The organism is Agromyces sp. P2_B3 (assembly GCF_056404815.1).
On sequence record NZ_JBFUDH010000011.1, the window covers coordinates 1 to 25,915 of the forward strand.

The window sequence follows — 25,915 nt, forward strand, 5'->3', positions numbered from 1 at the left end:
GCTGCGCCCCGGTCGCAGCGCTCCGGCGCCGCGCCGGCGCCGCCGCGCGTGCGGCCGCCCCGCACAGGGGTGTTGCGCATTCGCCATGCCTGTCCTACACTCGGGTAAACGCTTTCCCGCAGCGAAGCGGCGGCTCCCGCCTCCGCCCGCTCCCGGCTCGAACAGGAATCCACCGTGGCAGAGCAGACCACCCCGCAGACCGACCAGCAGACCCGCGACCAGCACACCGCGCAGGCGCCGCAGACCATCGGCATCATCATGAACGGCGTCTCGGGCCGCATGGGCTACCGGCAGCACCTCGTGCGCTCGATCCTCGCGATCCGCGAGCAGGGCGGCGTGCTCCTCGCCGACGGCGAGACCCGCGTGCAGGTCGAGCCCATCCTCGTCGGCCGCAGCGAGAAGAAGCTCGCCGACCTCGCCGCGAAGCACGGCATCGAGCATTACACGACGAACCTCGACGAGGCGCTCGCCGACGACCGCTGGCAGATCTACGCCGACTTCCTCGTCACCAAGGCACGGGCGCAGGCCATCAAGAAGGCGATCGCCGCGGGCAAGGCCATCTACACCGAGAAGCCCACCGCCGAGTCCTTCGAGGAGGCGCTCGAGCTCGCGCGCCTCGCCGAGGAGGCCGGCATCAAGAACGGCGTCGTACACGACAAGCTCTACCTCCCGGGCCTGCAGAAGCTGAAGCGGCTCATCGACTCGGGATTCTTCGGGCGCATCCTGAGCGTGCGCGGCGAGTTCGGCTACTGGGTCTTCGAGGGCGATTGGCAGCCCGCGCAGCGGCCCAGCTGGAACTACCGCGCCGAGGACGGCGGCGGCATCATCGTGGACATGTTCCCCCATTGGAACTACGTGCTGGAGAACCTCTTCGGCCGCGTCGAGTCGGTGTACGCGCGTGCCGTCACCGAGATCCCCGAGCGCGTCGACGAGAAGGGCCACCCCTACGCGGCCACCGCCGACGACGCCGCCTACGCGATCTTCGAGCTGGAGGGCGGCGTGGTCGCGCAGCTCAACTCGAGCTGGACGACCCGCGTGAACCGCGACGAGCTCGTCGAGTTCCAGGTCGACGGCACGCACGGCTCGGCCGTGGTCGGCCTGTTCGGCTGCAAGATCCAGCCCCGCAACGCCACCCCGAAGCCGGTGTGGAACCCCGATCTCGCCGACGAGCACGACTACGCCGCCGACTGGATCGAGTCCCCCGGCAACCGCGAGTTCGAGAACGGCTTCAAGACGCAGTGGGAGGAGTTCATCCGCCACGTCGTCGAGGATGCCCCGAACCACTACGACTTCCTCGCCGGCGCCCGCGGCGTGCTCCTCGCCGAGGAGGGCCTCAAGTCCTCCGCCGAGGGCCGCCGCATCACGCTGCCGGTCGTGACGCTCGACGGTGCCTCGACGGATGCCGCGGGCGGAGCGGATGCCGCAGGCACAGGCGAAACCACGGGCACCACGGATGCCGCGGCGCCGGCGTCCGTCGAGGCCCCCGAGCTGACCGGGGCGCGCTGACCATGACCGCGATCACCCTCATCGACGGCACCGGCGATCTTCGCGCCGTGCCGCTCGCGGAGGCGCCCGCGTTCTCGAAGCCGCGGCATCCCCTCACGAGCCGGATCGCCTATGCGGCCGCGCACGTGGTGCCCAAGCCGTTCGCCGACAACACGCCCGGCGAGCCGGCCGACATCGACTGGGACGCGACGCTCGCGTTCCGCCACCATGTGTGGTCGTGGGGGCTCGGCGTCGCCGACGCGATGGACACCGCGCAGCGCAACATGGGGCTCGATGCCCTGGCCACGCGCGAGCTGATCAGCCGCAGTGCCGCGGAAGCGGCATCCGTCGGGGGCAGGCTGGTCGTGGGCGTGAACACCGACCACGTCGACGAGGAGCACATCTCGCTCGAGCAGGTCATCGACGCCTACAAGGAGCAGCTGCACCACACGGAGGACGCGGGCGCGGGCGTCGTGCTCATGGCGAGTCGCCACCTCGCGCGGGCGGCCCGCACGGCCGACGACTACCGCCGGGTGTACCGCGAGGTGCTCGCCGCGGCCGGCGGTCCGGTGGTGCTGCACTGGCTGGGGCCGGCGTTCGATCCGAGCCTCGCCGGCTACTTCGGGTCGGCAGACACGGATGCCGCGGCGGCGACGCTCCTGCAGATCATCGAGTACAACCGCGACAAGGTGCAGGGCGTGAAGATGAGCCTGCTCGACGCCGACGCCGAGATCGCGGTGCGCGAGAAGCTCCCCGAGTCGGCGCGCATGTTCACGGGCGACGACTTCCACTACGTCGGGCTCATCGAGGGCGACGAGCGGGGCCACTCCGACGCGCTGCTCGGCGCGTTCGCGGCGCTCGCGCCGAACGCGTCGGCGGCGATCCAGGCGCTCGACCGCGGCGATGTCGACGCGTATCGCGCGATCCTCGCCCCGACGGAGCCGCTCTCGCAGCAGGTCTTCGCCGCCCCGACGTACTACTACAAGACGGGCGTCGCGTTCCTGTCGTGGCTGAACGGCCACCAGGCCGCGTTCCAGATGGTGGGCGGCCTGCACGCCGCTCGCAGCCTGCCGCACCTGTCCCGCATCGTCGAGCTCGCGAACGCCTCCGGGTCGCTCGAGCGACCCGAGCTCGCGGCGGCGCGCTGGCACTCGCTGCTCACGCTCAACGGCGTCGACGTCACGGCGGCGGTCCCGGCATCCGCTGACGATGAGGCGACCCCCGAGGCGACGGATGCCGCAGCCGGGGCCCCGTCCGACGACATCGAGGTGCTCGCATGAGCGCCCACCCCCGCCTGTCGCTGAACCAGGCCACGATCAAGTACGCCTCGCTCGACGAGGCCCTCCAGGTCACCGCGGCCGGCGGCTACGAGTCGATCGGCCTGTGGCGCGAGCCGGTGCAGGCGGTCGGCCTCGACGAGGCGGCGCGCCGACTCGGCGACTCGGGCCTGCGACTCTCGACCTACTGCCGCGGCGGCTTCTTCACCATGCCCGAGGGGCCCGCCCGGCGCGCCTCGATCGACGACAACCGCCGTGGCATCGAGGAGACGGCCACGCTCGCCGCCGCCGGCGCACCCGGGTCCACCTCGGTCTACGTGCTCGTCGCCGGAGGCATCCCCGAGGGGTCGACCGACCTGCTCGGCGCACGCGCCCGCATCGCGGACGCCCTCACCGAACTCGCCCCCGAGGCGCAGGCGGCTGGGGTGACCCTCGCGATCGAGCCGCTGCATCCCATGTACGCGTCGGATCGCGCCGTGGTCTCGACGCTGAAGCAGGCGCTCGACCTCGCGGCGCCGTTCGACCCCTCGGTGGTCGGCGTCACCGTCGACACGTTCCACGTCTGGTGGGACCCCGAGGTGCTGCCGCAGATCGCGCGCGCGGGCGCCGAGGGTCGCATCGCGACCTACCAGGTCTGCGACTGGAAGACCCCACTGCCGGCCGACGTGCTCCTCGGCCGCCACTACCCGGGCGACGGCGTCATCGACTTCGCGTCGCTCACCGACGCGGTCGAGGCGACCGGCTATCGGGGCGACGTCGAGGTCGAGATCTTCAACCAGGAGATCTGGGACACGCCGTACGCCGAGGTCGTCGCGCGCACCGCCGCGGGCTTCGGCTCCGCGGTCGCGCCGCACCTCGCGGCATCCGTCACCGTCTGACGTTCCCCCGGCGCGCCCGCTCGAGGGAGGCGTAGAACACGACGTAGACGACGGCCGACAGCACGATGCCGCCGACGAACAGCCACGCGCTCGGCCGCTGCCACTGGAAGTCGCCGATCCGCACGACGATCGCGATGAGGATGCAGGCGAGGCTCGCCAGCTGGGCCTGGAACACGTGGCGGAACGCCGACCACCGGTCGTCCCAGAGCATCCACACGTTGACGAGGCCCGGCAGCGTGAGCACCGCGCCGACGACGCGGGCGGTGAGCGGGGTGACGTCCCACGCCCAAGCGCCGATGAGCAGCGACGGGGAGATGAAGAGCACCAGCCCGGTGACGGATGCCGCGGCGCCGACGAGCGCGAGCACGTACCGCCAAGGCGCGGCGATCTCAATGTCGTCGCCCTCGGGCATGCCGTCGTCCTCGCGGAGGTTCAGGATGATCGCGATGAGGATCAGCACGGGCGTGCAGGCGTAGAGCGTGGCCCACGTGATGAACGAGACGTGGCCGAAGTGGAAGCGGTCCCAGTGCAGGATCGTGGCGATGGCGAGCAGCGTCGCGAACACGAGCACCGCCGGGAACCCGTGCCGCACCCGATGCCAGCGCTTCTGCACCGCCACCTGCGCGAAGAACCAGATGCCGCCCGCGTAGGCGGAACCGAGCAGCATGGCCGTCATCGGCGGCGCGATCGTCCAGGCGAAGTGCTGCTCGGTGCCGCCCGGCAGCACGAGCAGCAGGAACGCGGCGGCGACGAGGAACGGGATGATCACGTAGGCGACCACGCGCGTGTAGGGCAGCACCCGGTCCTCGGGTCCGGCGTGGTGGTGCCGGTCGGGCGCGTGCGTTGCAGGTGCCGCGTCGCTCATGGGTGCCGCGTCGCTCATGGGTGCCTCCTCGGGATGGGTGGGCGGATGCCGCGTGCGCGGCAGTCGGTCAGGTGGGCGGCTCGGGCGTCCCACCGCGACCCAGGGCGATGGCGACGGCCTCATCGAGGGGAAGCCGGCGGCCCCGAGCACGAGCGGCCTCGAAGGTGCCCGCGGACGGCGAGGCGAGGAGCCCGTCGACGAACTGCCGGTGGAACGAGAACGACGGCGCGTCGTAGAGCCCGGTGCGCTCGCGTGCCACCTCCGCCGCGCCGAGGAGCGTGCCCGCCCGCACCACATCGCCGGTGCCGGCCGCCACGGCCGTGAGCCCCTCGAGCCCGTAGGCGACCCCCTCGTCGTGGTGCAGCCGCTCGGAGTTGGCGAGGCTCTGCTCGAAGCACTCCCTCGCGACGTCGAAGGCGCCGAGGAGCACCTCGACCCAGCCGCGGTGGTGCAGCGCGATCGCCTCGCCGAGGTCGTCGTTCTGCCGCTTGGCGACCGCGATGCTCTCGTCGAAGCGGGCGAGCGCCGCCTGCACGTCCTGGCGGAACAGCGCCACCCGCCCGAGTGTCACGAGCGCCAGGGCCTCGCCCCAGTTGTCGCCGGCCTCACGGAACAGGGTCAGGCTCGCCTCGAGCGCCTCGTCGGCACGGGTCGCGTCGGGTTCGCGCGCCCCGAGCAGGGCCAGGCTGAGCGAGATGAGCGCCAGCGCCTCGCCCGAGCGCTCGCCCTCGCGCCGGAACAGCGCCGCGCTCTCGCCGAGCCCGGGCACCAGCCACTCGTCGGGGTCCCGCCAGAAGGCGATCGCCCGCGTGAAGTAGAGCGCCGTGGCGCGCGTGAGATCGTCGAGCTCGTCGCCGGAGTCGAGGACTTCGCGCATCCACGCCTGCACCTCGCCGAGGTGGCCGTGCACCCACCAGAACACGTAGAGCGTCCACGCGAAGTGCGCCGCCGTCGCCCACTGGCGCGTGTCGAGCAGGTGCCGGGCCGTGGCACGGAGGTTGTCGCCCTCCTCGGCCAGCCGGGTGATCCACTGCAGCTGTGCGGGGCCCTCGAGCTCGTACTCGGCCTGCTCGCCGAGCCGCAGGTAGTACCGGGCATGGCGGTCTCGCAGCGCCCGGGCGCCCTCGTGACCGTCGAGCTCTGCGAGCGCGTACTCGCGCACCGTCGACAGCATCGTGAACACGGCGCGGTCGCCGCGATCCTCTTGGCGCACGAGGCTGCCGTCCACGAGCGCCGCGAGGTCGTCGATGGTGTCGGCGTCGGGGATGCCCTCCGCGATCCACTCGGCGGCGTCGAGGGTGAACCCGCCCGAGAACAGGCCGAGCCGCGCGAGCAGCTCCCGCTGCGACTCGGTGAGCAGCTGGGTGCTCCACTCGATGGTGGACCGCATGGTGCGCTGGCGTTCGGGCAGGTCGCGTGCGCCGCCGCCGAGCACGAGCAGCCGGTTGCCGAGCCGCTGCAGGAGCTCGGCCGGGGCGAGCACACGGGCCCGGGCGGCCGCGAGCTCGAGCGCCAGGGGCACGCCGTCGAGGGCCGAGCAGATGCCGACCACGTCCTCGACGTTGTCGGCGGTGAGCTCGAAGTCGGGCTTCGCGGCGCGCACTCGCTCGACGAACAGGGCGACCGCGGGCGACGCGAGGGCGCGCGCCACGTCGGCACCGTGTCGCAGGTCGGGCAGCGGCAGCGGCCCGAGCTCGATGCCGTGCTCGCCGGAGATTCGCAGGAGGATGCGACTGGTCGCGAGCACCGCGAGGCGCGGGGCATCCGTCAGCAGCGACCGGATCGTCGGGGCGGCCTCGACCACCTGCTCGACGTTGTCGAGGAGCAGGAGCATGCGCCGGTCGCGCACCGCCATGCGCAGCTTCTCGTCGAGCGTGCCGTCGCCCACGTCGATCACCCCGAGCGCGTTGGCGATCGCCACGGCGACCTGCGCCGGGTCGGTCACGGGCGCGAGGTCGACGAACGCGATGCCGCCGGTGAAGCGGTCGCGCAGCCGGTTCGCGGCGTCCAGGGAGAGCCGGCTCTTGCCGATGCCGCCCGGACCGGTGAGCGTCACGAGCCGTACGTCGTCGTCGGAGAGCAGGTCGACGACCGCCTCGAGTTCGCGTTGGCGTCCGATCAGGGCGGAGAGCGCCGACGGCAGCGCGGACGTGCGCTCGACGGGGTCCGCCGTCTCGGCGACGGCAGCCGTCGCGCTCGTGAAGCGTTCGGCGAGCAGAGTCGCGAGATCGGCGCGCACGAGGTCGGCGAGCTGCTCGGCGTCGGTGAAGTAGGCGTACGAGGCGCGGTCGTCGGCCTTGATGCGTTCGAGGAGCTCCAGCAGCCGCGGCTCGCGGGTGCCGCCCTCCCGAACGTAGACGAGCTTGGGCAGCTGCGGGGGCGCCAGGCGGTACTCGTCCTCGAGTCCCGACAGCTCCTCGCCCGGAGCCACCCAGCCGTACTGCTCGCCGTACAGCCCCACGAAGATGTCGCTCTGCGCCAGGTAGGCGCGGTAGAGATCTCGCGGCGGATGCGGCCGGGCGCCGAGCTCGAACATGACCGGGGCCAGGCCCAGCTGCTCGACCGCGGCGCGCACCGCACGACGCTCGGCCGCCAGCTCGCGGAGTGTCGAGCTCACGAACACGCGGAGGCGCTGGTCAGGGGTGCGGATCGGCCGATCAGCCGGGCTCATGCTCAGAGTCTGTTCCTCCCGGCATCCGCCTGTAAATAGCCCGGTGGAAGCGCGAGCATGCGAGCCCCGGCCGGGCGGCCGTCGCGCGTGGATGCTGGCGGCGCGACGGCGCCCGGCGGTACACTCGCGCCGTGGCGACCGACCGTCGCCGTCCTGACGCTCCGAGGGAGTCGCATGGATGCCCGGGCACCGGCGGCTGGGCCGCCCGCGATCCTCGTCGCCTCGGCCGACGACGGGGTGCGCGCCTCCCTGCTCGGGCCGCTGCGCCGACGCTACTCGGAGGACTACCGCATCCTCGAGGCCGACGGCGCGACCGCCGCCCTCCAGGCGATCGAGGCGCTCGCCGCCGAGGGCGGCACCCTCGCCCTCGTGCTCTCCGACGACGCCACTCCCGTCGACGACCACGAGACCGTGTTCGCCGCGGCTCGCCGGCGGTTCCCTGACGTGCGCCGGGGCCTCGTGATCGAGTGGGGCGCGTGGGCGGATGCCGCGACCTCCGACGCCGTGCTGCGGCTCATGTCGCGCGTGCAGATCGACTACTACGTCGTGCGCCCGGTGCACTCCCCCGACGAGTCGTTCCACCGGGCGATCACCGACTTCCTGCGCGAGTGGGAGGCGACCGCCGGCAAGCGCCACCGCGCGTTCACGGTCATCGGCGACGACGCCCAGCCGCGCACGCACGTGCTGCAGAACCGGCTCGCCCGAAGCGGCGTGCCGAATGAGCGGCTCGACCCCGACGATCCCGACGCGGTCGCGATGCTCGCCGAGGCGGGCGTGGCGTACGCGGGCGTGCCGCTCGTGCGCACCGCGGCCGGCCGCGTGCTCGTCGATCCCGATGACGCCGAGCTCGCGCGCGCGCACGGGCTCGACACCTCGCTGCCCGACCGGGTCGTCGACGTCGTCGTGGTCGGCGCGGGACCGAGCGGGCTCGCCTCGGCGGTGTACGCGGCATCCGAGGGGCTCGACACGCTGGTGCTCGAGGCCGAGTCGATCGGCGGCCAGGCCGGGTCGAGCTCGCTGATCCGCAACTACCTCGGGTTCTCGCGTGGCGTCTCCGGCTCCGAGCTCGCCCAGCGGGCCTACCAGCAGGCATGGGTGTTCGGGGCGCGGTTCGCGCACACCCGAGCGGTGACGGGCCTGCGCCGGGTCGACGGCGGCTTCGAGCTCGACGTGGCCGGCGGCGACGTGGTGCGCGGCCGCGCGGTGGTGCTCGCGACGGGCGTCACCTATCGCCGGCTCGCGGCGCCGGGACTCAAGCCGTTCGTCGGGGCATCCGTGTTCTACGGAGCGACCTCGGTCGAGGCGCGAGCGCAGTCGGGGCGCGACGTGCTCGTGGTGGGTGGCGGCAACTCGGCCGGGCAGGCGGCGCTGCACCTCGCCCGCTACGCTCGCTCGGTCGCCCTCGTGGTGCGCGGACCGTCGCTCGCCGAGAGCATGTCGAGCTATCTCATCGAGGAGCTCGACGCGGCGGGCGTCGGCCTGATCACGCACACCAAGGTGGTGGATGCCGGTGCCGCCGACGATCCCAGCCGGCTCGACCACGTCGTGCTCGAGCGCACCGACACGGGCGAGCGGATGCCGCAGCGCGCCGATGCCGTCTTCATCACGATCGGCGCCCGGCCGCACACCGAGTGGCTGCCCCCCGAGGTGCTCCGCGACCAGTGGGGTTCCGTCATCACCGGGGTCGAGGTCGCCGACGAGGGCGGGCCCGGCGCGTGGCTCGGGGACGGCGGCCGCGGCCCGACGCCGCTGGAGTCATCCGTGCCCGGCCTCTACGCCGTGGGCGACGTCCGCCGCGGGTCGGTGAAGCGCGTGGCCTCCGCCGTCGGCGAGGGCTCAGTTGTCATCTCCTCGGTGCACCAGCACCTCGGGCCGCACGTCGGCGGCTGACGCGGCGCGCCCGGGCCCCCGCCCGCCCGGAGAGCCGCGTGAGGACAGGATCTGCGGGTCCCGACCTTCCGGCACCCGCAGATCCCGTCCTCACGGGCTTCGGATGACGAAGCGGGGGGCACGTCACGCCCGACCGCGGCATCCGCTCAGGCCGACTGCACCCGGTCGAGCTCCGCGTAGCGCCCGCCCGCGGCGAGCAGCTCGGCGTGCGAGCCCACCTCGACGACGCGGCCGCGCTCGAGCACCACGATGCGGTCGGCGCCGCGGATGGTGGAGAGCCGGTGGGCGACCACGAGCGTCGTCCGCCCTCGCATGAGGTGCTCGAGGGCGCCCTTGATCTTCGCCTCCGACTCGGGGTCGAGGGCGCTCGTCGCCTCGTCGAGCAGCAGCACGCGCGGGTCGCGCACGAGCGCCCGCGCGATCGAGAGCCGCTGGCGCTGCCCGCCCGAGAGCCGCGCGCCGCGTTCGCCGACGACCGTGTTCCATCCGTCGGTTTGCGCCTCGACGATCTCGAGGGCGTTCGCGTCGCGCAGCGCGGCCAGCACGCGCTCGTCGCTCACGTCGCCGAGCCCGTAGACGATGTTCTCGCGGATGGTGCCCTCGAACAGCACCGACTCCTGCGGCACGACCGACACGAACCGGCGGAACGTGCGGAGGTCGAGCTCCTCCATGTCCACGCCGTCGAGCAGCACCCGGCCGCGCGTCGGACGGAGGAAGCCGAGCACGAGGTTGAGCAGGGTCGACTTGCCCGATCCCGACGAGCCGACGAACGCGACGGTCTCGCCCTCGCGGATGTCGAGCGTCACGTCGTCGAGCGCGGGCGGGATGCCGAGGTCGTAGCGGTACTCGACGTGCTCGAGGCCGAGTTCGCCGCGCACCTCGCGCACCGCGCGCTTGCCCTCGTTGAACTCGAGGTCGGGCTCCTGCACGACCTCGGCGATCGACCGGATCGACTCGGTGCCGCGGGCGATCACGGGCAGCAGCATGAGGAGGTTCGTCGCCGCGCCGGTGAGCAGCGCGAAGTACGAGCTCAGCAGCACGACCTGGCCGGGGGTGATGGGGATGAGCCCGGTGATCGAGATCCAGGCGGCGAGCACGAGGCATCCGACGCCCAGCAGTTGCAGGCTGACCCACGACAGCGACGCGAAGCGGCCGTTGAGCAGGTCGAGCTGGAAGCCGGCGCTGCGCACGCCCTCGGCGCCGCGGGCGACGCGGGTGACCGCCGTCTGCTCGAGGCCATGCGCGCGGGTGATCGGCATGAGCGTCGCCATCTCGCCCACGCGAGCCGAGAACTGCTCGACCTCGCGGCGGAAGGTCTCGTTGCGGGCGGCGCTGCGCCGGTTCAGGATGGCGCGCAGCAGCACGGCGAGCGGGATCGCGAGCGCGTAGACCGGCAGGAACGCGGGCACGTTGATGGCCGTCATCACGATGGCGCCGAGCAGCACCATGGTCGCCGAGAGCAGCGGATGCGTCGTCTGCTGCAGCATGACCTCGACGTTCTCGACGTCGCGCACGACCTTGGTCTGCACGACGGCGGAGTTCGCGCGGGAGTGGAAGCCGATCGACAGCGACTGCAGCCGGGCGGCGAGGGCGTTGCGCAGGTCGGCGCCGATCGACCGCACGGCGCCCATGAAGAGCCGCGTGTACATGACGTGGTTCGGGTAGTTCTGCGCGAGTGCGACGAGGGCGACGCCCGCCCAGAGCCAGAGGGTGGACATGGGGCCGCCGTCGACGACGACGTCGATGATGCCGGCCGTCACCACGGGCAGCAGCCAGAGGGGCGTGTCCTTGAGCGCGAAGAAGCCGACCGCCGTGAGGACACGGCTGCGATGGAGGTCGAGGAGGCGGAACACCGAGCGGAGCGGATGTCGCCCGTCGATGGCCCGCTCGATCTGGGAAAGCGTTTGCCCGGTCATCCTCCCATTGTGCCGCCGATCAGGTCGCCTCGCTACGCTGGACCGATGTCCTTCGATCCCCGCAGCATCCCGGTCGATCCCTCCGCAACGGCCGCGCTGGCGAGGAACGGACTCGAATACCGCCTGCTCGACCCGGCCGACCAGCCCGCCATGCGGGCCTGGGCCGAGGCCGAGACGCGGGGATTCCACCACCCCCGGCCGCGCGAGATCGACCTCGACCACGACGTCTCGGTCGCCGGGGAGCGCCGGGTGCACGGCGTCTACGATCGCACCGCGGCGCACCCCGAGGTGCCCGTCGCCACGGTCGACGGCTGGCCCACCGGGCTCAGCGTGCCGGGCGGGCGCAGCGTCGACGCCTGGGCCGTCAGCGCCGTGACGGTGTCGCCGACGCACCGCCGTCGGGGCATCGCCCGGGCACTCATGGAGGGCGAGCTCGCGAACGCCCGCAACGCCGGCGCCGCCGTCGCCATGCTCACGGCGACCGAGGCCACCATCTACGGCCGCTACGGCTACGCCCCCGCGGCCAGGGCCGCCACGATCACCGTCGACCGACGCCGCACCCACTGGATCGGGCCCGACACCCCGGGCCGGGTGCAGTTCGTCGACCCCACCTCGCTGCGTGAGGTCGCGCCGGGCATCGCGCGCCGCGCCGTCGCCCGCACTCCGGGCGAGATCGACCGGTGGCCCGGCATCATCGACCGGGCGCTCGGACTCGTGAACCCCGACGGCGATCGGGCGCGCGCCCTCCGCACGGTGCGCTACGACGACGAGCACGGACAGCCGCAGGGCTTTGCGAGCTTCCGGGTCACGCGCGAGCCCGACGAGCCCGGCGTGCTCGAGTTCGACTTCCTCTCGGCCGCGACGGACGACGCCGAGCGCGCGCTCTGGCGCTTCCTCGTCGAACAGGATTTCGTCACCGCCGTGCGCGGCCGCCTGCGCTCGGTCGACGAACCGCTGCCGTGGCTGCTCGAGGACCCGCGTGCGGTCACCGTCAGCGACGTCGGCGACCACCTCTGGGTGCGAGTGCTCGATCCGGTCGATGCCCTTTCCGCGCGCCGGTACGGACTCCCCGGCTCGCTCGAGCTCCGCGTGGCCGATCCGCTCGGCCACGCGCGCGGGCGCTTCCGGCTCACCGTCGACGAGCGCGGTCGCGCCGAGGTCGAGCGCCTCGACGAGGGCGCCGCCGCGGCATCCGGCCCATCGCTGCAGCTCGGGGTGCAGGAGCTCGGCGCCGTCTACCTCGGCGGTGTGCGTCCCTCGGTGCTCTCGCGAGCGGGACGCATCGTCGAGACGGCTCCGCGGTCGGTCGCCTTCGCCGACCAGCTGTTCGCGGCGGAGCGCACCCCGCACCTCAGCATCTGGTTCTGACGGCCGGATGCCGCGTGCGGGCGCGCCGGGTTGGGCGGCGCGTCGCGGGAGGTCGCGGTGCCACCTGGTGCCCCCATTCCGGGGGCGCGATGTGAGAGCGCTCCCCCGCATTCGCCCGCGGGTACCGCTTTCCAACTTACTGACACGTCAGTAAGTTACGGAAGCGTTATCAACCGTTTTGTTCCGCTGTCCCACATTTGCGTCATCATTGCTGTGCCGCCGCCAAGGATGACGGCGGAACCCTCGAGGGGTCGACCTCAATCACAGAAGGGGAGAGCCATGAAGACACCTTCATTGGTCTCTACTGCAGCGCTCGTCGGTGTCTCGGCGTTGCTGCTGGCAGGTTGTTCGAGCGGCGGCAGCGGCGGAGAGAGCGACGGAGGCGACGCGGCAGCGACGCGTGCCTGCGTCATCCTCCCCGACGCCGCGTCATCGCCGCGCTGGGAGAACAACGACCGCCCGTACCTCGAGGACGGCCTCACGGCCGCCGGCTTCGAGACGGACATCCAGAACGCGCAGGGCGATGTCAACAAGTACGCGACCATCGCCGACCAGCAGCTCAGCAAGGGCTGCGGCGTGATGCTCCTCGTCGACTACAACGGCGCAGGCGCCGCGGTGGCCGCCAAGGCGAAGGGCGAGGGCATCCCCGTCATCGCCTACGACCGCCCCATCGAGGGCGTCGACTACTACGTGTCGTTCGACAACGCAGAGGTCGGGCGGCTCGAGGGCCAGTCCATCGTCGATGGCCTCGCCGCCGCCGGCAAGGACCCGGCCAGCGCCGTCGTCGTCTACATGGGCGGCGACCCGACCGACGGAAACGCGAAGATGTTCCACGACGGAGCCGTCGAGGTCATGGAGGCAGCCGGCATCAAGCCGGCGGCCGAGCCCCCGGGCGTCTGGGACGGCGAGAAGTCGGCGACGAACTTCGAGCAGGCCCTCACCTCGCTCGGCGGCAAGGTCGACGCGGTGTGGGTGGCCAACGACACCAACGCCGCCGGCGTCATCACGGTCCTCGACAAGAACGGCCTCGTCGTTCCGGTCTCGGGCCAGGACGCCTCGGTCGCGGGCCTGCAGAACGTGCTGCTCGGCAAGCAGACCGCCACGGTCTACAAGCCGATCAAGCTCGAGGCCGACGCCGCGATCGACCTGGCGACCAAGCTGCTGAAGGGCGACACTCCCACCGCCGACCAGGAGCTCGAGGACGGCACGCCCTACATCGCCGTGACGCCCCAGCTGGTCGGACCCGACCAGGTGGCCGACGTCGTCGACGCCGGCGATGCCGACCCGGCCGAGCTCTGCCAGGGCGAGGTCGCCGCGAAGTGCGGCGAGTACGGCATCGAATAACCAGTTCCATCCTCGGGGCCTCGGCCACGGCGTCATCGCCGCGGCCGGGGCCCCGATCCCCTCTCCCGGCGGTAGCCGGCGAGTGCCACACTGAGAGCCAGACAGCGCCGTCGAAAGGAACCCGGCATGGAAGACGTGCCCATCATCGAGCTGAGTGGAGTCGTCAAGAGCTTCGGCCCGGTCAGCGTGCTCAAGGGCGTGGATCTCAAGGCCTACCCCGGCAAGGTCACCGCGCTCGTCGGCGACAACGGGGCGGGCAAGTCCACCCTCATCAAGGGCCTGGCGGGCGTGCAGCCCTACGACGCCGGCAGCGTGAGGTTCGAGGGGCAGGAGGTCGCCCTGCACACCCCCCGAGAGGCCTCCCGGCTCGGCATCGAGGTCGTCTACCAGGATCTCGCCCTCTGCGAGAACCTCGACATCGTGCAGAACATGTTCCTCGGCCGCGAGGAGACCGAGTTCGGCACCTTCGACGAGGGCCGCATGGAACGGCAGGCGTCCGACACCCTCCGCTCGCTCTCGGTGCGCACCGTGAAGTCGGTGCGGCAGAAGGTGTCCTCCCTCTCGGGCGGCCAGCGCCAGACCGTGGCCATCGCCCGGGCCGTGCTGAAGAAGGCGCGGGTCGTCATCCTCGACGAGCCCACCGCGGCCCTCGGCGTCGCCCAGACCGAGCAGGTGCTGAACCTCGTGAAGCGCCTCGCCGAGCAGGGCGTCGCGGTCATCATCATCAGCCACAACCTCGTCGACGTGTTCGCCGTCGCCGACCACATCAACGTGCTCTACCTCGGGCAGATGGTCGCCTCCCTCGAGACGAGCCAGACCACGAGTGACGACGTCGTCGGCTACATCACCGGCACGAAGACCCCCGCAGGAGCGTCCGCATGAGCACCCAGAAGACGACGCCCACGACCGACGACCCCGTGGCGGAAGCCCCGGCGACCTTCGTCGCGGCCGACCTCATCGGCAGCGGCCAGGAGGGCGGCATCGGCGACCAGGTGCGCGCCTGGTTCCAGCGCGTGCGCAGCGGCGAGATGGGCGCGCTGCCCGCCATCGGCGGGTTCATCGTGCTCAGCATCATGTTCTCGATCCTCAGCCCGTTCTTCCTGACCGAGCGCAACTTCGCGAACCTCATGACGCAGGCGGCCACGCTCGTCATGCTCGGCATGGCGCTGGTCTTCGTCATCCTGCTCGGCGAGATCGACCTGTCGGCCGGTGTCACCGCCGGCGTCACGATGTGCATCTTCATCGTGCTGGTCAACGTGCAGGGCATCAACTGGGTCGTCGCGCTCGCGATCGCGTTCCTGGCCGGCATCGCGATCGGCACGTTCATCGGGTTCTTCGTCGCGAGGGTGGGCATCCCGTCGTTCGTCGTGACGCTGGGCCTCTTCCTCGGCCTCCAGGGCTTCGAGCTCATCATCATCGGCTCGGGCGGCCTCTACCGCGTGCAGGTGCCCGAGATCCTCGCCATCCAGAACAGCAACCTGCCGACCTGGGCCGGGTGGGTCATGCTCGTCGTGATCGTCGCCGTGTCGGCCGCGACCTCGTTCTGGGACCGGTCGCGACGCAACCGCGCCGGGGTGCCGAACCGCGCCATCTCGCTCGTCTGGATCAAGCTCGGCGTCATCGCCGTGCTGGGCGGCGTGGTCGTGTACATCCTCAACCAGGACCGCGGCCAGTCGCTCCGGGCCGTGCAGGGCGTGCCCATCGTCGTGCCGATCGTGCTCGTCATCCTGTGGATCGGCACGTTCGTGCTCGACCGCACCAAGTACGGCCGCTACATCTACGCGATCGGCGGCAACGCCGAAGCGGCCCGCCGCTCGGGCGTGAAGGTGATGATGATCCGCTGGACGGCGTTCATCGTCTGCTCCACCCTCTCGGTCGTCGCCGGACTCTTCTCGATCAGCAAGGTCGGGTCGGTGGATGCCGCAGCGGGCCGCGATCTCGTGCTGAGCGGCGTCGCGGCGGCCGTCGTCGGCGGCGTCAGCCTCTTCGGCGGTCGCGGCCGGCTCATGCATGCCGCGATCGGTGCCCTGGTCATCGCCGTCATCACGAACGGCCTGGGCCTGCTCAACCTGCCGGCCGGCGTGAACTACGCGGTCACCGGCGGCGTGCTGATCCTCGCGGCCACGGTCGACGCCGTCTCGCGCACGCGCGGGGGCGGGTCGCTCGTTCGCACCTGACGCACCACGATGCACGAAGCGGATGCCGCGGGCTCGTCGCCCGCGGCATCCGCTTCGTCGTTCGTGGCTAGCGCACGTCTTGTCTGGGGAACACGACCTTCTCCACGATGATGATGAGCGAGGCGGCGACCGGGATCGCGACGAGTGCGCCGAGCACGCCGCCGAGCGTGCCGCCCGCGACGGCGGCGATCACGACGAGCGCACCGGGCACCGCGACGGCACGGCTCATGATGCGGGGGCTCAGCACGTAGGCCTCGACCTGCATGTAGATGAGGTAGTAGATCGCGGCGGCGAGCGCGGTGGCCGGCGAGGCCGCGAGGCACACGAGCGAGATGATGATCGCGCCGGTGAGCGTGCCGACGAGCGGCACCAGCGAGAACAGGAACGCGATGAAGGCCAGGAGGATCGGCGCCGGGGCGCCGATGATCGACAGGAAGATGAGGCTCAGCACGCCGTTGATGGCCGCGAGCGACACCTGCCCGATGACGTAGCGGCCGACGGAACCCGTGATCTCCTCCGAGACCGACCGGAAGCCGGGCCGCGAGCTCGCCGGCACGAACCGGGCGGCATAGCGCTTCATCGAGGCGAGCGACGCGAGGAAGTAGAGGGTCAGGATGAGCACGATCGTCGCACCCGTGAAGCCGCCTGCGATGCCCGCGCCGACGGCGAGGATGCCGCCGGTGAGGGCGCCGAGGTTGTCGGGGTCGCCGAACCAGTCGCCCGCTCCGTCGATCGCCTGTTGGATCGCGTCGCCGCCCACCAGTGAGTTGAGCCACGCCACCAGGTCGCTGTTCTTGATGTTCTCGACGATCGAGTCCCAGTCCTCGACGAGGATCTGCGTCTGCTCGATGACGATCGGGACGAGGGTCGCGATGAGTCCGACGAACACGCCGATCACCACGACGAAGACGAGCAGGATGGCGAGCCAGCGCGGGATGTCGCGCCGCTGCATCCAGCTCACCACCGGGTCGAGGCCGAGGGCGAGGAACAGGGCGAGCGCCACGTAGAGGATGACGGTGCCGAGCTGGCCGAGGATCCCGCCGAGCAGGATCGCGAGCAGCACGCCGAGCGCTCCGACGAAGCCGATGCGGAACGCCCGGATCTTGACCTCGGGGCCGGCCGACTCGGCGTTGGCGGTGACTTCCGCCGCGGGCGGCGGCTCGACCACCCCGGCGCGCTTTCGTCTCAACATGGCCATGACGCTACGCGTTCCCGCCGACGCGGTGGCGCGCCGCGCCGGATCAGGGTCGCGCACCACCGGGTCGCGATGTGCCGCCGGGCCGGCGGGCACCGCGGGTTCGACGGCGTCAGAACGCGACGACACCGGCGACGATCCCCACGACCACGGTCACCGCGGCGGCGAGGCCGAGGATCGCGGCGCCGGCGACGACGGCGCCGCGGCCAGGTGCCGCGGTGCCCTCGGGCACCCGCGCGACGCTGCGCGTGCGGGACGGACGGGCTCGACGGCTCTCGTGCTTCCCGCGCCCGGTGATGATCATGCCGCGGATGATGTCGCGCATGCTCGCGGCGACGTCGTGCGCGGTGGGCCGCACGGCCGGATCGGTCGAGGTCATCGCCGCGAGGAGCGCCTGCCACTGCTCGGGCAGGTCCTCGGGGATGTGCGGCGGGCGGTGCAGCCTGGCGAGGGCGGCCTCGATCGCACTGCCGGTGTACTCCCGCTCGCCGCGCAGCGCCTCGAGGAGCACGAGGCCCAGCGAGTAGACGTCGCTCGACGTGCCGATCTCCTCGCCGCGCGCCTGCTCGGGTGAGATGTAGGCCGCGGTGCCCATGATCGCGCCGTCGCTCGTGAGGCGGGACCCGTCGATGAACTGGGCGACACCGAAGTCGGCGAGCTTCGCCATGAGCGTGTAGCCGAGCGTCGGCACGTCGGCGACGAGGATGTTCTCGGGCTTCACGTCGCGATGCACGATGGAGTGCCCGTGCACGTAGCTCAGCGCATCCGCGATCTGGGCGCCGACGTCCGCGACCTGGCGCGGGGTCATGGGCCCTCGTGCGAGGCGGTGCGCGAGCGAGCGCCCCTCGATGTACTCCATCACGACGTAGCGGCGCGCGGTTCCCTCGTGGAGGAGGGTGCCGGCGTCGTGGATGTCGACGAGGCCGGGATGGTTCAGGCGGCTGAGCAGCCGGATCTCGCGTTCCCGGCGTTGCAGGTCGGCGACCGTGTCGTCGGTCGCCCGGAACACCTTGACCGCGACGTCGCGGCCGAGCTCGGTGTCGCGGGCACGGTAGACGTCGGCCATGCCGCCCGAGCCGAGGTGCTCGCGGAAGTCGTAGCGTTGTCGGGAGTGGTCGGGCGCGGCTGTGGTATCCGCGAGGGTGGGGTCGGTCATGGGTCGGCTCCTGATGTCACTGCGCGCCTCGGGTTCGACGCACTCCGCATCGATGGACTCATGCGTGTGGTCAGGTTACACAAGGACCCGAGACCGGCCCGAGGGCTTGCGCTGCAGCCGATCGTGCCGTATGCCGGGCGGGTCGGGAATGCGCGAACGCCCACTGCGTTGTGGTTGGGGTGGGCCGCGGCCCGCGAGCCGCACGGACGAGGAGGAACGTGACCGAGCAGACCGCCGTGGGATTCCGCTCCGACCGAGGGCCGGTGCTCATCGCCCTCATGCTGTCGACGGGACTCGTCGCCATCGAGGCCACGATCCTCGCGACGGCCGTGCCGTCGATCGTCGCCGACCTCGGCGGCTTCACGCAGTTCCCCTGGCTGTTCTCGGTCTTCCTGCTCGCCCAGGCGGTGTCGGTACCCGTCTACTCGAAGCTCGCCGACACGGTCGGCCGCAAGCCGATCATCCTCATCGGCATCGGCTTCTTCCTCATCGGGTCGATCCTCTGCGGCGTGGCCTGGGACATGACCTCGCTCATCGTGTTCCGCGCGGTGCAGGGCCTCGGCGCCGGCGCCGTGCTGCCCGTGTCGATCACGATCACGGGCGACATCTACACGGTGCGCGAGCGGGCACGGGTGCAGGGCTACATCGCGAGCGTGTGGGCCGCGTCATCCGTCATCGGGCCCTCGCTCGGCGGCCTGTTCGCCGAGTTCCTCACCTGGCGCTGGATCTTCTTCGTGAACATCCCGCTCTGCCTCATCGCCGCGCTGATGCTCATGCGCAACTACCACGAGAACGTGGAGCGGCAGAGGCACCGCATCGACGTCGCCGGCGCCGTGGTGCTCACCGTCGCCCTGACGCTGCTCATCCTCGCCGTGCTCGAGGGCGGGCAGGCGTGGGCGTGGAACTCGTGGCAGAGCATCGGGGCGTTCGCCCTCGGCCTCGTGCTCATCGCGGTCTTCGTGCTCATCGAGCGGCGGGCGGCCGAGCCCGTGCTGCCGCTCTGGGTGTTCTCCCGGCGCCTCATCCTCACGACGTCGCTCATCTCGTTCGGCGTGGGCGCAGCGCTCATCGGCCTGACCTCGTACGTGCCGACGTTCCTCGAGATGACGGCCGGCGCGACCCCGATCGTGTCGGGCCTCGCGGTCGCGGCGCTCACCCTCGGCTGGCCGATCTCGGCGTCGCAGTCGGGGCGCATCTTCCTGCGCATCGGATTCCGCAGCACCGCGTTCATCGGCCTCGGCATCGCGGTGCTCGGGGCGATCGGGCTGTTCGCGGCATCCTTGGTGCCCAACGTGTGGACCACGGCGATCGCCTGCTTCGTCGTCGGCCTCGGGCTCGGCCTCGTCGCCTCGCCCACGCTCATCGCGGCCCAGTCGTCGGTGCCGTGGACGGAGCGCGGCGTGGTGACCGGCGCGAACATGTTCCTGCGCTCGATGGGCAGCGCCGTCGGCGTGGCGATCTTCGGCGCGATCGCGAACGGCGTCATCGCGGGCACGGGCCTCGGCGAGCACTCCCCCGTCGCCATCCACGCGGCCTCCACGGCGGTGTTCTTCGCGGTCATCGTCGCGGCGGTGGCCACGATCGCCGGCGCGGCCGCGATGCCGAGCGCGCACGTCGACGACATCGAGCACCGTCCGGCCGGGCCGGAGCCAGAGCCGGCGGCCGCGCCGGAGCGCAAGCCGCGCTAGTCCGCCCGCATCCCGGCAGGCCCGATGACCTCCCGCTCGAAGGTGCGGATCCAGCGCTGCCGGGTCGCCCGGTACTCGGCGTGCGTCGTGAACCGGTAGTGGTAGGCGTGCACGCGCACCCACCGCGGTGAGACCCCGTCGAACGGATCATGCGCGAGGAGGCGCAGCGTGGGGGCATCCGCCTCGAGCAGGCGCAGCAGGAACATCTCGAACCACGGCTCCCACATGCGGCCGAGCGGCAGGAACCACATGAGCCAGTCGAGCCGCAGGTGGTACGGCGCCCACTGCCGTGGCACGGCGCGCACGTCGCCGGGCTTGCCCTTGAAGGCGTACTCGCGCCAGTCCGACTCGTCGTCAGGCGACGGGTCGAGCGTGCCCTCCACGACGACCTCGATGCGCCGCTTCGTGACCGTGCCGAACGCGCCGTAGGCGTTCACGAGCATCCAGCGGTTGAAGCTCGCGTTCATGAGCTGCCGCCGCGAGAGCAGGTTGCGGATCGGCCACCAGCTCAGCACGAGCAGCAGGGCGGATGCCGCGAGCACCACGATCGCCCACCAAATCGGCGTCGTCGCGGCATCCGTGCCCAGGTCGACGGGGATCGCCGGAACGAGCCGGTGCCAGGCCGAGTCGGTGATGGCGGATGCCGCGAGCACCACGGTGATCCAGTTCAGCCACGCGAAGTTGCCGGTGATGATCAGCCACAGCTGGGTGAGGATCACGATGGCGGCCGCGATCGACCCGATCGGGCCCGGCACGAAGAGCAGGAACGGCACGACGAGCTGGGCGAAGTGGTTGCCGAGCACCTCGCCCCGGTGGAACCACTTCGGCAGCAGGTGCGCCTGCCGGCTGAGCGGGTTCGGCATCGGCTGCGTCTCGTGGTGGTACATGAGTGCGGTGAGGTCGCGCCACTCCCGCCCGCCGCGGATCTTGATCATGCCCGCGCCGAACTCGAGCCGGAACACGAGCCACCAGATCGCGACGATGATCGTGATCGGGGGCGGCTGGTCGTTCGAACCGAGGAACGCCACGGTGAACAGCGCCTCGCAGAGCAGCATCTCCCACCCGAAGCCGTAGAACGTCTGGCCGACGTTCACGATCGAGAGGTAGAGGATCCAGAGCGCGAGGAACACGACGAGCGGCACCCAGGGCGGGCCGAGCTGCGGCAGCCCGATGACGACGGATGCCGCGAGCACGATGCCGGTGACCGCGACGGCGACGAGGCGCCGATCGGTGTAGCCCCGACGGAACACGCTCGGGCCCCGGAGCCGGCGGGCGATGCGCAGGAGCTCGGGCACCGGCAGCAGGCCGTGCTCGCCGAGCAGCGGACGGAACTGGTTCAGCGTCGAGAGGAAGGCGAGGAGCGCGAGCGCACCCACCCCGCGCTGCAGCACCTGGCGGGCGATCTCGTAGTCGTGCGCGTCGAACCAGTCGGGCCAGTCCACGCCCTCACGCTACGCCCGGCTGCCGCGCCGCCGGAACCCGCTCCCACCACTCCCACCATCCGAAATGTAGGAAGTTCTGGCCACACGCCCGCATGTCGCGGCACGGCACGCCGGGGCATCCGCCGCTTTCTTCCTCCATTTCGCACGTGATCGGATGTCGCGGGGCGGGCATCGGCGCGTCAGCGAACGGCGAAGGCGGCTCAGGCGGCTCAGGCGGCTCAGGCGGCTCAGGCGATGCCGAACTGCTCGCGGAGCGCGAGCTTCGCGGCGTACCAGCCGTTCATGCCGTGGACGGCGGGTCCGGGCGGGGTCGCACTCGAGCAGAGGTACACGCCGCGCAGCGGGGTGCGCCACGGCGCCCGTGACACCACGGGCCGCTTCACGAGCTGCGCCAGGCTCAGCTCACCCGAGTAGATGTCGCCGCCGAGGTAGTTGGCGTTGTGCGCCGCCAGGTCGACGGCCGTGCGCTGCGCCGAGCCGAGTACGAGGTCGCGGAACCCCGGGGCCAACCGCTCGACCTCGCGGGTGATGAGCTCGGTCGCGTCGAGCGTCGACCCGGCGGGCACGTGCGTGTACGCCCAGAGCACGTGCTTGCCGGTCGGCGCCCGCGACGGGTCGACGACCGTCGGCTGCGTCGCCAGCACGTACGGATGCCGCGGCGCGCCGTCGTCCACGCCGGGCTGGCGTCCCTGCTGCACGGCGTTCTCGGCCGCGGCGATCTCATCGCGCGACCCCCCGAGGTGCACCGTCGGCGCGAGGCCGACCTCGGGGTTCGTCCACGGCACCGGCCCGTCGAGCGCGAAGTCCACCTTGGCGACGCCCGAGCCGTAGCGGTACCGGCGGAGGGCGCGGGCGTACCCCGCCGGGAGGTCGGCGGTGAGGAGCAGCTCGGGTGCGGTGTCGAGCAGCACCACGCGGCTGTGCACGTCGCCGAGCGCGCGCACCGGGGCATCCGTCACGATCTCGCCGCCGAGCGAGCGCAGCTCGTTCGCGAGCGCGTCGGCGATGACCTGCGAGCCGCCCTTGGGCAGCCCCCAGCCCACGCCGTGCGCGTGCATCGCGAGCAGCAGTCCGGCGCCGGCCGTGGCGAGCGACGGCTGCCGGCCCGCGGCGTGCGCCATCACCCCGGTGAGGAGCGCCGGCGCCACGTCGCCGGCGAAGCGGGCGTCCCACCGGGACGTGCCCTGCTCGAGCGCACGCAGCCCGAACCGCGCCGTCGCGATCGGGTCGCGCGGCACGCGCAGCAGCTGCGAGCCCGTGAACTCGGCGACCCCGCGCTGCCGGGCGAGGAGCGGCGCGATGAGCCGCCGCCACGCCGGTCCGTCGCGTCCGAGACCGGCGACGGTGCGGTCGAGGTCGCGCCAGGCGATGCCCGCGCGGCCGCCGTCGAGGGGGTGCGCGTACGACGCCTCGGGCACGATCCACTCGAGCCGGTCGAGCAGGCCGAGCCTGCGGAACACCGGTGAGGCGAGCGCGGCCGGGTGCACGGCCGAGCAGACGTCGTGCCGGAAGCCGGGGAGCGTCAGCCCGGCCGAGCGCACGCCCCCGCCGATCGACGACTCGGCCTCGAGCAGCCGGACCGACAACCCGGCCCGCGCCGCGACGACCGCCGCGACGAGGCCGTTCGGCCCGCTTCCGACGACCGTGACGTCGATCACGGGCTGTGGGCTCACCGCGTCAGAACCCGGCTCCCATGGTGTTCACGTAGATCCACGGCAGGCGGTCCATCACCAGCCGGTGCTGGTTGCCCTCGGCGTCGGGCCCCTCGTCGGGCACGGCGGGGTTCGACGACTGGCGCCGCTGCTGGCTCTCGTGCTCGTCGTCCTCCTGCCAGAGGATCGTGCGCCCGTCGTCGCTGACCTGCGCGACATAGGGCTTCACGTCGCCGGAGCGCAGCTCGGCGAGCGCGGCGTCGACGGATGCCGCGCGCTGCAGCCCGTGCAGCGTCACCCAGGTCGGCGGCCACAGGGTCAACGAGCCGGCGGCGTGCCGGTCGAGCGCGTCGACGGGTCGGAACCACTCGACGGCCATGACCTCCTCGGGGGCGGGAGTGATCTCGCCGTCGGGCACGCGCACGGCGAAGAAGGTGGTGCGGAGCTGCTTGGGCGAGTTCTTCGGCGGCGTCCAGTGCGAGAACGGCACGAGGTCGTAGCGGTCGAGCTCGAGTCCGATCTCCTCGCGCGTCTCGCGCACGGCGGCGCGGCGGGCGGCGTCCTCGGTGTCGACCGAGCCGCCGAGGGCGTCGGCCTCGTCGACGGCACCGCCGGGAAAGACCCACGCGCCGGCGAAGGAGCCGCGGTCGCGCGGTCGCTCCGCGAGGAGCACCTCGACGCCGCGTTCGCCGTCGCGCAGCAGGACGACGGTGGCCGCTGCGCCGGAGACCTCATCGTTGGTGAGGGATTCAAGGTCCGTGTTCATGCCTTCAGACTAGGCCGCGCGCGCGGCGAGCGCACCGATTCCCGCCGCCCGACGCGCGTCCGCGGTGGATACACTTCGGGCATGCAACTGCCTCGATTCCGCGGACCCGACGACGAGGCCGTGTCGCCGTTCGCGACGTTCGTGCGCGCGCCCAATCCCGGGCCGATGACGCTCGACGGCACCAACTCGTACGTGCTCCGGGCACCGGGCGCCGTGGGCACGGTCGTGGTCGATCCCGGCCCGTCGATCGCGTCGCACCTCGACCGCCTGGCGTCGTTCGGCCCGGTCGAGCTCGTGCTGCTCACGCATCACCACCCCGACCACAGCGAGGCGCTGGCCGAGTTCGCCGCCCGGGTGGGCGCGCCGGTCGCCGCGGTCGATCCGGCGTTCTGCATCGATCGCGCCCCGCTCATCGACGGCGAGGTGATCGAGGCCGCCGGCATCGAGATCGGGGTCATGCGGACCCCGGGGCACACGGCCGACTCGGCGTGCTTCGTGCTCGCCGACGACGGCGACCACGGATCGGTGCTCACGGGCGACACCATCCTCGGCCGCGGCACGTCGATCATCGCCGATCCCGATGGGGCGCTCGGCCCCTACCTGGAGTCGCTCGGCCGGCTCAAGGCCCTCGCCGGCTCGGTGCGCGGCATGGTCGCCGTGCTGCCCGGACACGGACCGGTGCTCCGCGACCTCGGCTCGATCTGCGACGACTACCTGGTGCACCGCGCCGACCGCCTCGAGCAGGTGCGCCGTGCCCTCGCGAAGCTCGGCGCCGACGCGTCGGTCGGCGAGGTCACCGACCTCGTCTACGTCGACACGGATGCCGCGGTGCGGCCCGCCGCGGAGGCATCCGTTCGAGCGCAGCTCGTGTACCTCCGCGGGCGGGCGTAGCGCGTCAGGCCGCGACGAGCGCGAAGCCGCCGGTCCAGCCGATCTTCTCGCCGACGGCGGCGGTCAGCTGGAGGAACCCGAGCGACTCGAGCTCACGGGCGCGTGCGAGCCTGCCGGCGTCGACCGCGTTGAGGCCGCCGGCCCGCACGACGTCGGCGAGCGCCTGCTTGGCGAGCTCGTCGTCGCCGGCGATGAGCACCGTCGTGGGCAGGCCGCCGATGGTCTTCTGCGCGAGGGTCGCGGCGAAGTTGGTGTTGAACGCCTTGAGCACGCGCGAGTCGGGCAGCGCCTTGGCCAGCTCACTGGCGCGCGAGCCGTCGGCCGGCACGACGAGCGAGTCGAAGGTCTCGAAGTTCAGCGGGTTCGTGATGTCCACGACGATCCGTCCGGCGAGGTCGGCCCCGCGTGCCGCGACGATCTCGTCGATGGCGAAGTGCGGCACGGCGAGCACCACGATGTCGCCCGTGATGGGGTCGCTCGCGTCGCGGCCCACGACCTCGACGCTGTTGCCGCCGGCGGCCACGATGGCCCCGATCGCGCTGCCCATGTTGCCGTTCCCGATGATGCTGACGGTGGTCATGTCGTCCTCTCGTGCGCCCTTCGGACGCAGTTACTTGTTGGTACAACCATCACCCTAGCGGCAATCAGTTGTCGCGTCAACCAATACGGGTAGGATGGAGTCATGACCAGCGAGACGAGATGGCTGAGCACCGAGGAATCCGCCGCCTGGGTGCGCCTCGTCGCGCTCACCGAGCTGCTGCCCGGTGCGCTCGACGCCCAGCTGCTGCGCGACGCCGGGCTCACGCACTTCGAGTACGGGGTGCTCATGTCGCTCGGCGCGGCATCCGATCGCACCATGCGCATGACCGAGCTCGCGTCCCGAACCAACGCGACCCTCCCCCGCCTCTCGCATGTCGCGCGGCGGCTCGAGGAGCGCGGGCTCATCCGTCGGTTCCCGTGCCCTGAGGACCGTCGCGCCACGAACGCCACCATCACCGACGCGGGCCTGCAGCTCATCGCGGATGCCGCGCCCGGCCACGTCGACACGGTGCGGTCGAACGTGCTCGACGCGCTCTCCCCCGAGCAGCTCGAGCAGCTCTACGCCATCGCCGGGGCCGTGCTCGCGCGACTCGACCCCGACGAGCGGCTGACCGCGACGTCGTGCCAGTTCAGCGAGGGCCCGGCCGTCGCCCGCGCGGGCTGACCCGCGGCCGCGACAGGACGGGATCTGCGGGTCGTCCGCGTCGCCCACCC

The 25,915-nt window shown here is 72.0% G+C and carries 20 protein-coding genes; 11 read left to right on the forward strand and 9 right to left on the reverse strand.

The genetic code is table 11. From position 1 onward, the window contains the following. Positions 1-258: 258 nt before the first annotated feature. The 3 genes from AC1DZA_RS14980 to AC1DZA_RS14990 are packed head-to-tail and all read left to right on the forward strand — an operon-like array spanning position 259 to position 3,640. Entirely contained in the window at positions 259-1,506 is a 1,248-nt protein-coding gene (locus tag AC1DZA_RS14980) for a Gfo/Idh/MocA family protein (RefSeq protein WP_476773401.1), read from the forward strand. A gap of 2 nt (positions 1,507-1,508) precedes the next feature. Continuing rightward, positions 1,509-2,765 carry a dihydrodipicolinate synthase family protein gene (locus AC1DZA_RS14985; protein WP_476773323.1) on the forward strand — a complete coding sequence of 419 codons (1,257 nt, stop codon included), beginning with the start codon at positions 1,509-1,511 and terminating at the stop codon, positions 2,763-2,765. Continuing rightward, positions 2,762-3,640 (forward strand): sugar phosphate isomerase/epimerase family protein, encoded by an 879-nt coding sequence (locus tag AC1DZA_RS14990; RefSeq protein WP_476773324.1) that lies wholly within the window; start codon positions 2,762-2,764, stop codon positions 3,638-3,640. Before AC1DZA_RS14985 ends, AC1DZA_RS14990 begins: the two co-directional genes overlap by 4 nt. On the opposite strand, the gene AC1DZA_RS14995 is transcribed toward AC1DZA_RS14990, so the two are convergent. Together AC1DZA_RS14995 and AC1DZA_RS15000 are read right to left on the reverse strand one after the other, a co-directional pair. Further along, a complete protein-coding gene (locus AC1DZA_RS14995; RefSeq protein WP_476773325.1) occupies positions 3,630-4,523 on the reverse strand; it encodes a hypothetical protein in 894 nt (297 codons plus the stop codon). The two genes, AC1DZA_RS14990 and AC1DZA_RS14995, sit on opposite strands and share 11 nt — an antisense overlap. Positions 4,524-4,572: 49 nt before the next feature. Beyond that, the gene (locus AC1DZA_RS15000) at positions 4,573-7,176 is read right to left on the reverse strand and encodes an ATP-binding protein (protein ID WP_476773326.1); all 2,604 of its coding nucleotides are present in this window, start codon (positions 7,174-7,176) and stop codon (positions 4,573-4,575) included. A 174-nt stretch (positions 7,177-7,350) separates the two neighbouring features. Between AC1DZA_RS15000 and AC1DZA_RS15005 the strand changes: the two genes are divergently transcribed. Then, a complete protein-coding gene (locus AC1DZA_RS15005) occupies positions 7,351-9,066 on the forward strand; it encodes an NAD(P)/FAD-dependent oxidoreductase (protein ID WP_476773327.1) in 1,716 nt (571 codons plus the stop codon). Between the two features lie 146 nt (positions 9,067-9,212). Here AC1DZA_RS15005 and AC1DZA_RS15010 read toward each other — a convergent pair whose 3' ends face one another. Continuing rightward, the gene (locus AC1DZA_RS15010) at positions 9,213-10,982 is read right to left on the reverse strand and encodes an ABC transporter ATP-binding protein (RefSeq protein ID WP_476773328.1); all 1,770 of its coding nucleotides are present in this window, start codon (positions 10,980-10,982) and stop codon (positions 9,213-9,215) included. A gap of 45 nt (positions 10,983-11,027) precedes the next feature. Between AC1DZA_RS15010 and AC1DZA_RS15015 the strand changes: the two genes are divergently transcribed. The 4 genes from AC1DZA_RS15015 to AC1DZA_RS15030 all read left to right on the forward strand — a co-directional run bounded on the left by AC1DZA_RS15015 (position 11,028) and on the right by AC1DZA_RS15030 (position 15,871). Next, positions 11,028-12,350, forward strand: coding sequence for a GNAT family N-acetyltransferase (locus tag AC1DZA_RS15015; RefSeq protein WP_476773329.1), 1,323 nt, complete (start codon positions 11,028-11,030; stop codon positions 12,348-12,350). A gap of 279 nt (positions 12,351-12,629) precedes the next feature. After that, positions 12,630-13,694 (forward strand): sugar ABC transporter substrate-binding protein, encoded by a 1,065-nt coding sequence (locus AC1DZA_RS15020; RefSeq protein ID WP_476762950.1) that lies wholly within the window; start codon positions 12,630-12,632, stop codon positions 13,692-13,694. A gap of 126 nt (positions 13,695-13,820) precedes the next feature. Beyond that, complete coding sequence (locus AC1DZA_RS15025) at positions 13,821-14,576, forward strand: ATP-binding cassette domain-containing protein (RefSeq protein ID WP_476762951.1); 756 nt, start codon at positions 13,821-13,823, stop codon at positions 14,574-14,576. Beyond that, positions 14,573-15,871 (forward strand): sugar ABC transporter permease, encoded by a 1,299-nt coding sequence (locus AC1DZA_RS15030; RefSeq protein WP_476773330.1) that lies wholly within the window; start codon positions 14,573-14,575, stop codon positions 15,869-15,871. Before AC1DZA_RS15025 ends, AC1DZA_RS15030 begins: the two co-directional genes overlap by 4 nt. Before the next feature lie 67 nt (positions 15,872-15,938). On the opposite strand, the gene AC1DZA_RS15035 is transcribed toward AC1DZA_RS15030, so the two are convergent. Both AC1DZA_RS15035 and AC1DZA_RS15040 read right to left on the reverse strand, forming a co-directional pair. Continuing rightward, on the reverse strand, positions 15,939-17,063 hold the full coding sequence (locus AC1DZA_RS15035; protein ID WP_476763818.1) for an AI-2E family transporter: 1,125 nt from the start codon (positions 17,061-17,063) through the stop codon (positions 15,939-15,941). Positions 17,064-17,178: 115 nt separating this feature from the next. Beyond that, complete coding sequence (locus AC1DZA_RS15040) at positions 17,179-18,222, reverse strand: serine/threonine-protein kinase (protein WP_476773331.1); 1,044 nt, start codon at positions 18,220-18,222, stop codon at positions 17,179-17,181. 278 nt (positions 18,223-18,500) lie between these two features. Between AC1DZA_RS15040 and AC1DZA_RS15045 the strand changes: the two genes are divergently transcribed. After that, on the forward strand, positions 18,501-19,910 hold the full coding sequence (locus AC1DZA_RS15045) for an MDR family MFS transporter (RefSeq protein WP_476773402.1): 1,410 nt from the start codon (positions 18,501-18,503) through the stop codon (positions 19,908-19,910). On the opposite strand, the gene AC1DZA_RS15050 is transcribed toward AC1DZA_RS15045, so the two are convergent. The 3 genes from AC1DZA_RS15050 to AC1DZA_RS15060 all read right to left on the reverse strand — a co-directional run bounded on the left by AC1DZA_RS15050 (position 19,907) and on the right by AC1DZA_RS15060 (position 23,770). Next, the gene (locus AC1DZA_RS15050) at positions 19,907-21,352 is read right to left on the reverse strand and encodes a lipase maturation factor family protein (protein WP_476773332.1); all 1,446 of its coding nucleotides are present in this window, start codon (positions 21,350-21,352) and stop codon (positions 19,907-19,909) included. The two genes, AC1DZA_RS15045 and AC1DZA_RS15050, sit on opposite strands and share 4 nt — an antisense overlap. A gap of 227 nt (positions 21,353-21,579) precedes the next feature. After that, positions 21,580-23,010, reverse strand: coding sequence for a phytoene desaturase family protein (locus AC1DZA_RS15055; RefSeq protein WP_476773333.1), 1,431 nt, complete (start codon positions 23,008-23,010; stop codon positions 21,580-21,582). A gap of 19 nt (positions 23,011-23,029) precedes the next feature. Beyond that, complete coding sequence (locus AC1DZA_RS15060; RefSeq protein ID WP_476760824.1) at positions 23,030-23,770, reverse strand: NUDIX hydrolase; 741 nt, start codon at positions 23,768-23,770, stop codon at positions 23,030-23,032. 81 nt (positions 23,771-23,851) lie between these two features. On the opposite strand from AC1DZA_RS15060, the gene AC1DZA_RS15065 reads away from it, so the two are divergent. Further along, positions 23,852-24,661 carry an MBL fold metallo-hydrolase gene (locus tag AC1DZA_RS15065; RefSeq protein ID WP_476773334.1) on the forward strand — a complete coding sequence of 270 codons (810 nt, stop codon included), beginning with the start codon at positions 23,852-23,854 and terminating at the stop codon, positions 24,659-24,661. A 4-nt stretch (positions 24,662-24,665) separates the two neighbouring features. Here AC1DZA_RS15065 and AC1DZA_RS15070 read toward each other — a convergent pair whose 3' ends face one another. Continuing rightward, positions 24,666-25,241 (reverse strand): NADPH-dependent F420 reductase, encoded by a 576-nt coding sequence (locus AC1DZA_RS15070; protein ID WP_476760822.1) that lies wholly within the window; start codon positions 25,239-25,241, stop codon positions 24,666-24,668. A gap of 102 nt (positions 25,242-25,343) precedes the next feature. Here AC1DZA_RS15070 and AC1DZA_RS15075 point away from each other — a divergent pair, with 102 nt between their 5' ends. Continuing rightward, on the forward strand, positions 25,344-25,865 hold the full coding sequence (locus AC1DZA_RS15075; RefSeq protein ID WP_476773335.1) for a MarR family winged helix-turn-helix transcriptional regulator: 522 nt from the start codon (positions 25,344-25,346) through the stop codon (positions 25,863-25,865). Positions 25,866-25,915: the final 50 nt, after the last annotated feature.

Coding starts and splice junctions, on each gene's coding strand:
- AC1DZA_RS14980 (WP_476773401.1), top strand. CDS start 259: ATGAACGGCGTCTCGGGCCGCATGGGCTACCGGCAGCACCTCGTGCGC.
- AC1DZA_RS14985 (WP_476773323.1), top strand. CDS start 1,509: ATGACCGCGATCACCCTCATCGACGGCACCGGCGATCTTCGCGCCGTG.
- AC1DZA_RS14990 (WP_476773324.1), top strand. CDS start 2,762: ATGAGCGCCCACCCCCGCCTGTCGCTGAACCAGGCCACGATCAAGTAC.
- AC1DZA_RS14995 (WP_476773325.1), bottom strand. CDS start 4,523: ATGAGCGACGCGGCACCCATGAGCGACGCGGCACCTGCAACGCACGCG.
- AC1DZA_RS15000 (WP_476773326.1), bottom strand. CDS start 7,176: ATGAGCCCGGCTGATCGGCCGATCCGCACCCCTGACCAGCGCCTCCGC.
- AC1DZA_RS15005 (WP_476773327.1), top strand. CDS start 7,351: ATGGATGCCCGGGCACCGGCGGCTGGGCCGCCCGCGATCCTCGTCGCC.
- AC1DZA_RS15010 (WP_476773328.1), bottom strand. CDS start 10,982: ATGACCGGGCAAACGCTTTCCCAGATCGAGCGGGCCATCGACGGGCGA.
- AC1DZA_RS15015 (WP_476773329.1), top strand. CDS start 11,028: ATGTCCTTCGATCCCCGCAGCATCCCGGTCGATCCCTCCGCAACGGCC.
- AC1DZA_RS15020 (WP_476762950.1), top strand. CDS start 12,630: ATGAAGACACCTTCATTGGTCTCTACTGCAGCGCTCGTCGGTGTCTCG.
- AC1DZA_RS15025 (WP_476762951.1), top strand. CDS start 13,821: ATGGAAGACGTGCCCATCATCGAGCTGAGTGGAGTCGTCAAGAGCTTC.
- AC1DZA_RS15030 (WP_476773330.1), top strand. CDS start 14,573: ATGAGCACCCAGAAGACGACGCCCACGACCGACGACCCCGTGGCGGAA.
- AC1DZA_RS15035 (WP_476763818.1), bottom strand. CDS start 17,063: ATGTTGAGACGAAAGCGCGCCGGGGTGGTCGAGCCGCCGCCCGCGGCG.
- AC1DZA_RS15040 (WP_476773331.1), bottom strand. CDS start 18,222: ATGACCGACCCCACCCTCGCGGATACCACAGCCGCGCCCGACCACTCC.
- AC1DZA_RS15045 (WP_476773402.1), top strand. CDS start 18,501: ATGCTGTCGACGGGACTCGTCGCCATCGAGGCCACGATCCTCGCGACG.
- AC1DZA_RS15060 (WP_476760824.1), bottom strand. CDS start 23,770: ATGAACACGGACCTTGAATCCCTCACCAACGATGAGGTCTCCGGCGCA.
- AC1DZA_RS15065 (WP_476773334.1), top strand. CDS start 23,852: ATGCAACTGCCTCGATTCCGCGGACCCGACGACGAGGCCGTGTCGCCG.
- AC1DZA_RS15070 (WP_476760822.1), bottom strand. CDS start 25,241: ATGACCACCGTCAGCATCATCGGGAACGGCAACATGGGCAGCGCGATC.
- AC1DZA_RS15075 (WP_476773335.1), top strand. CDS start 25,344: ATGACCAGCGAGACGAGATGGCTGAGCACCGAGGAATCCGCCGCCTGG.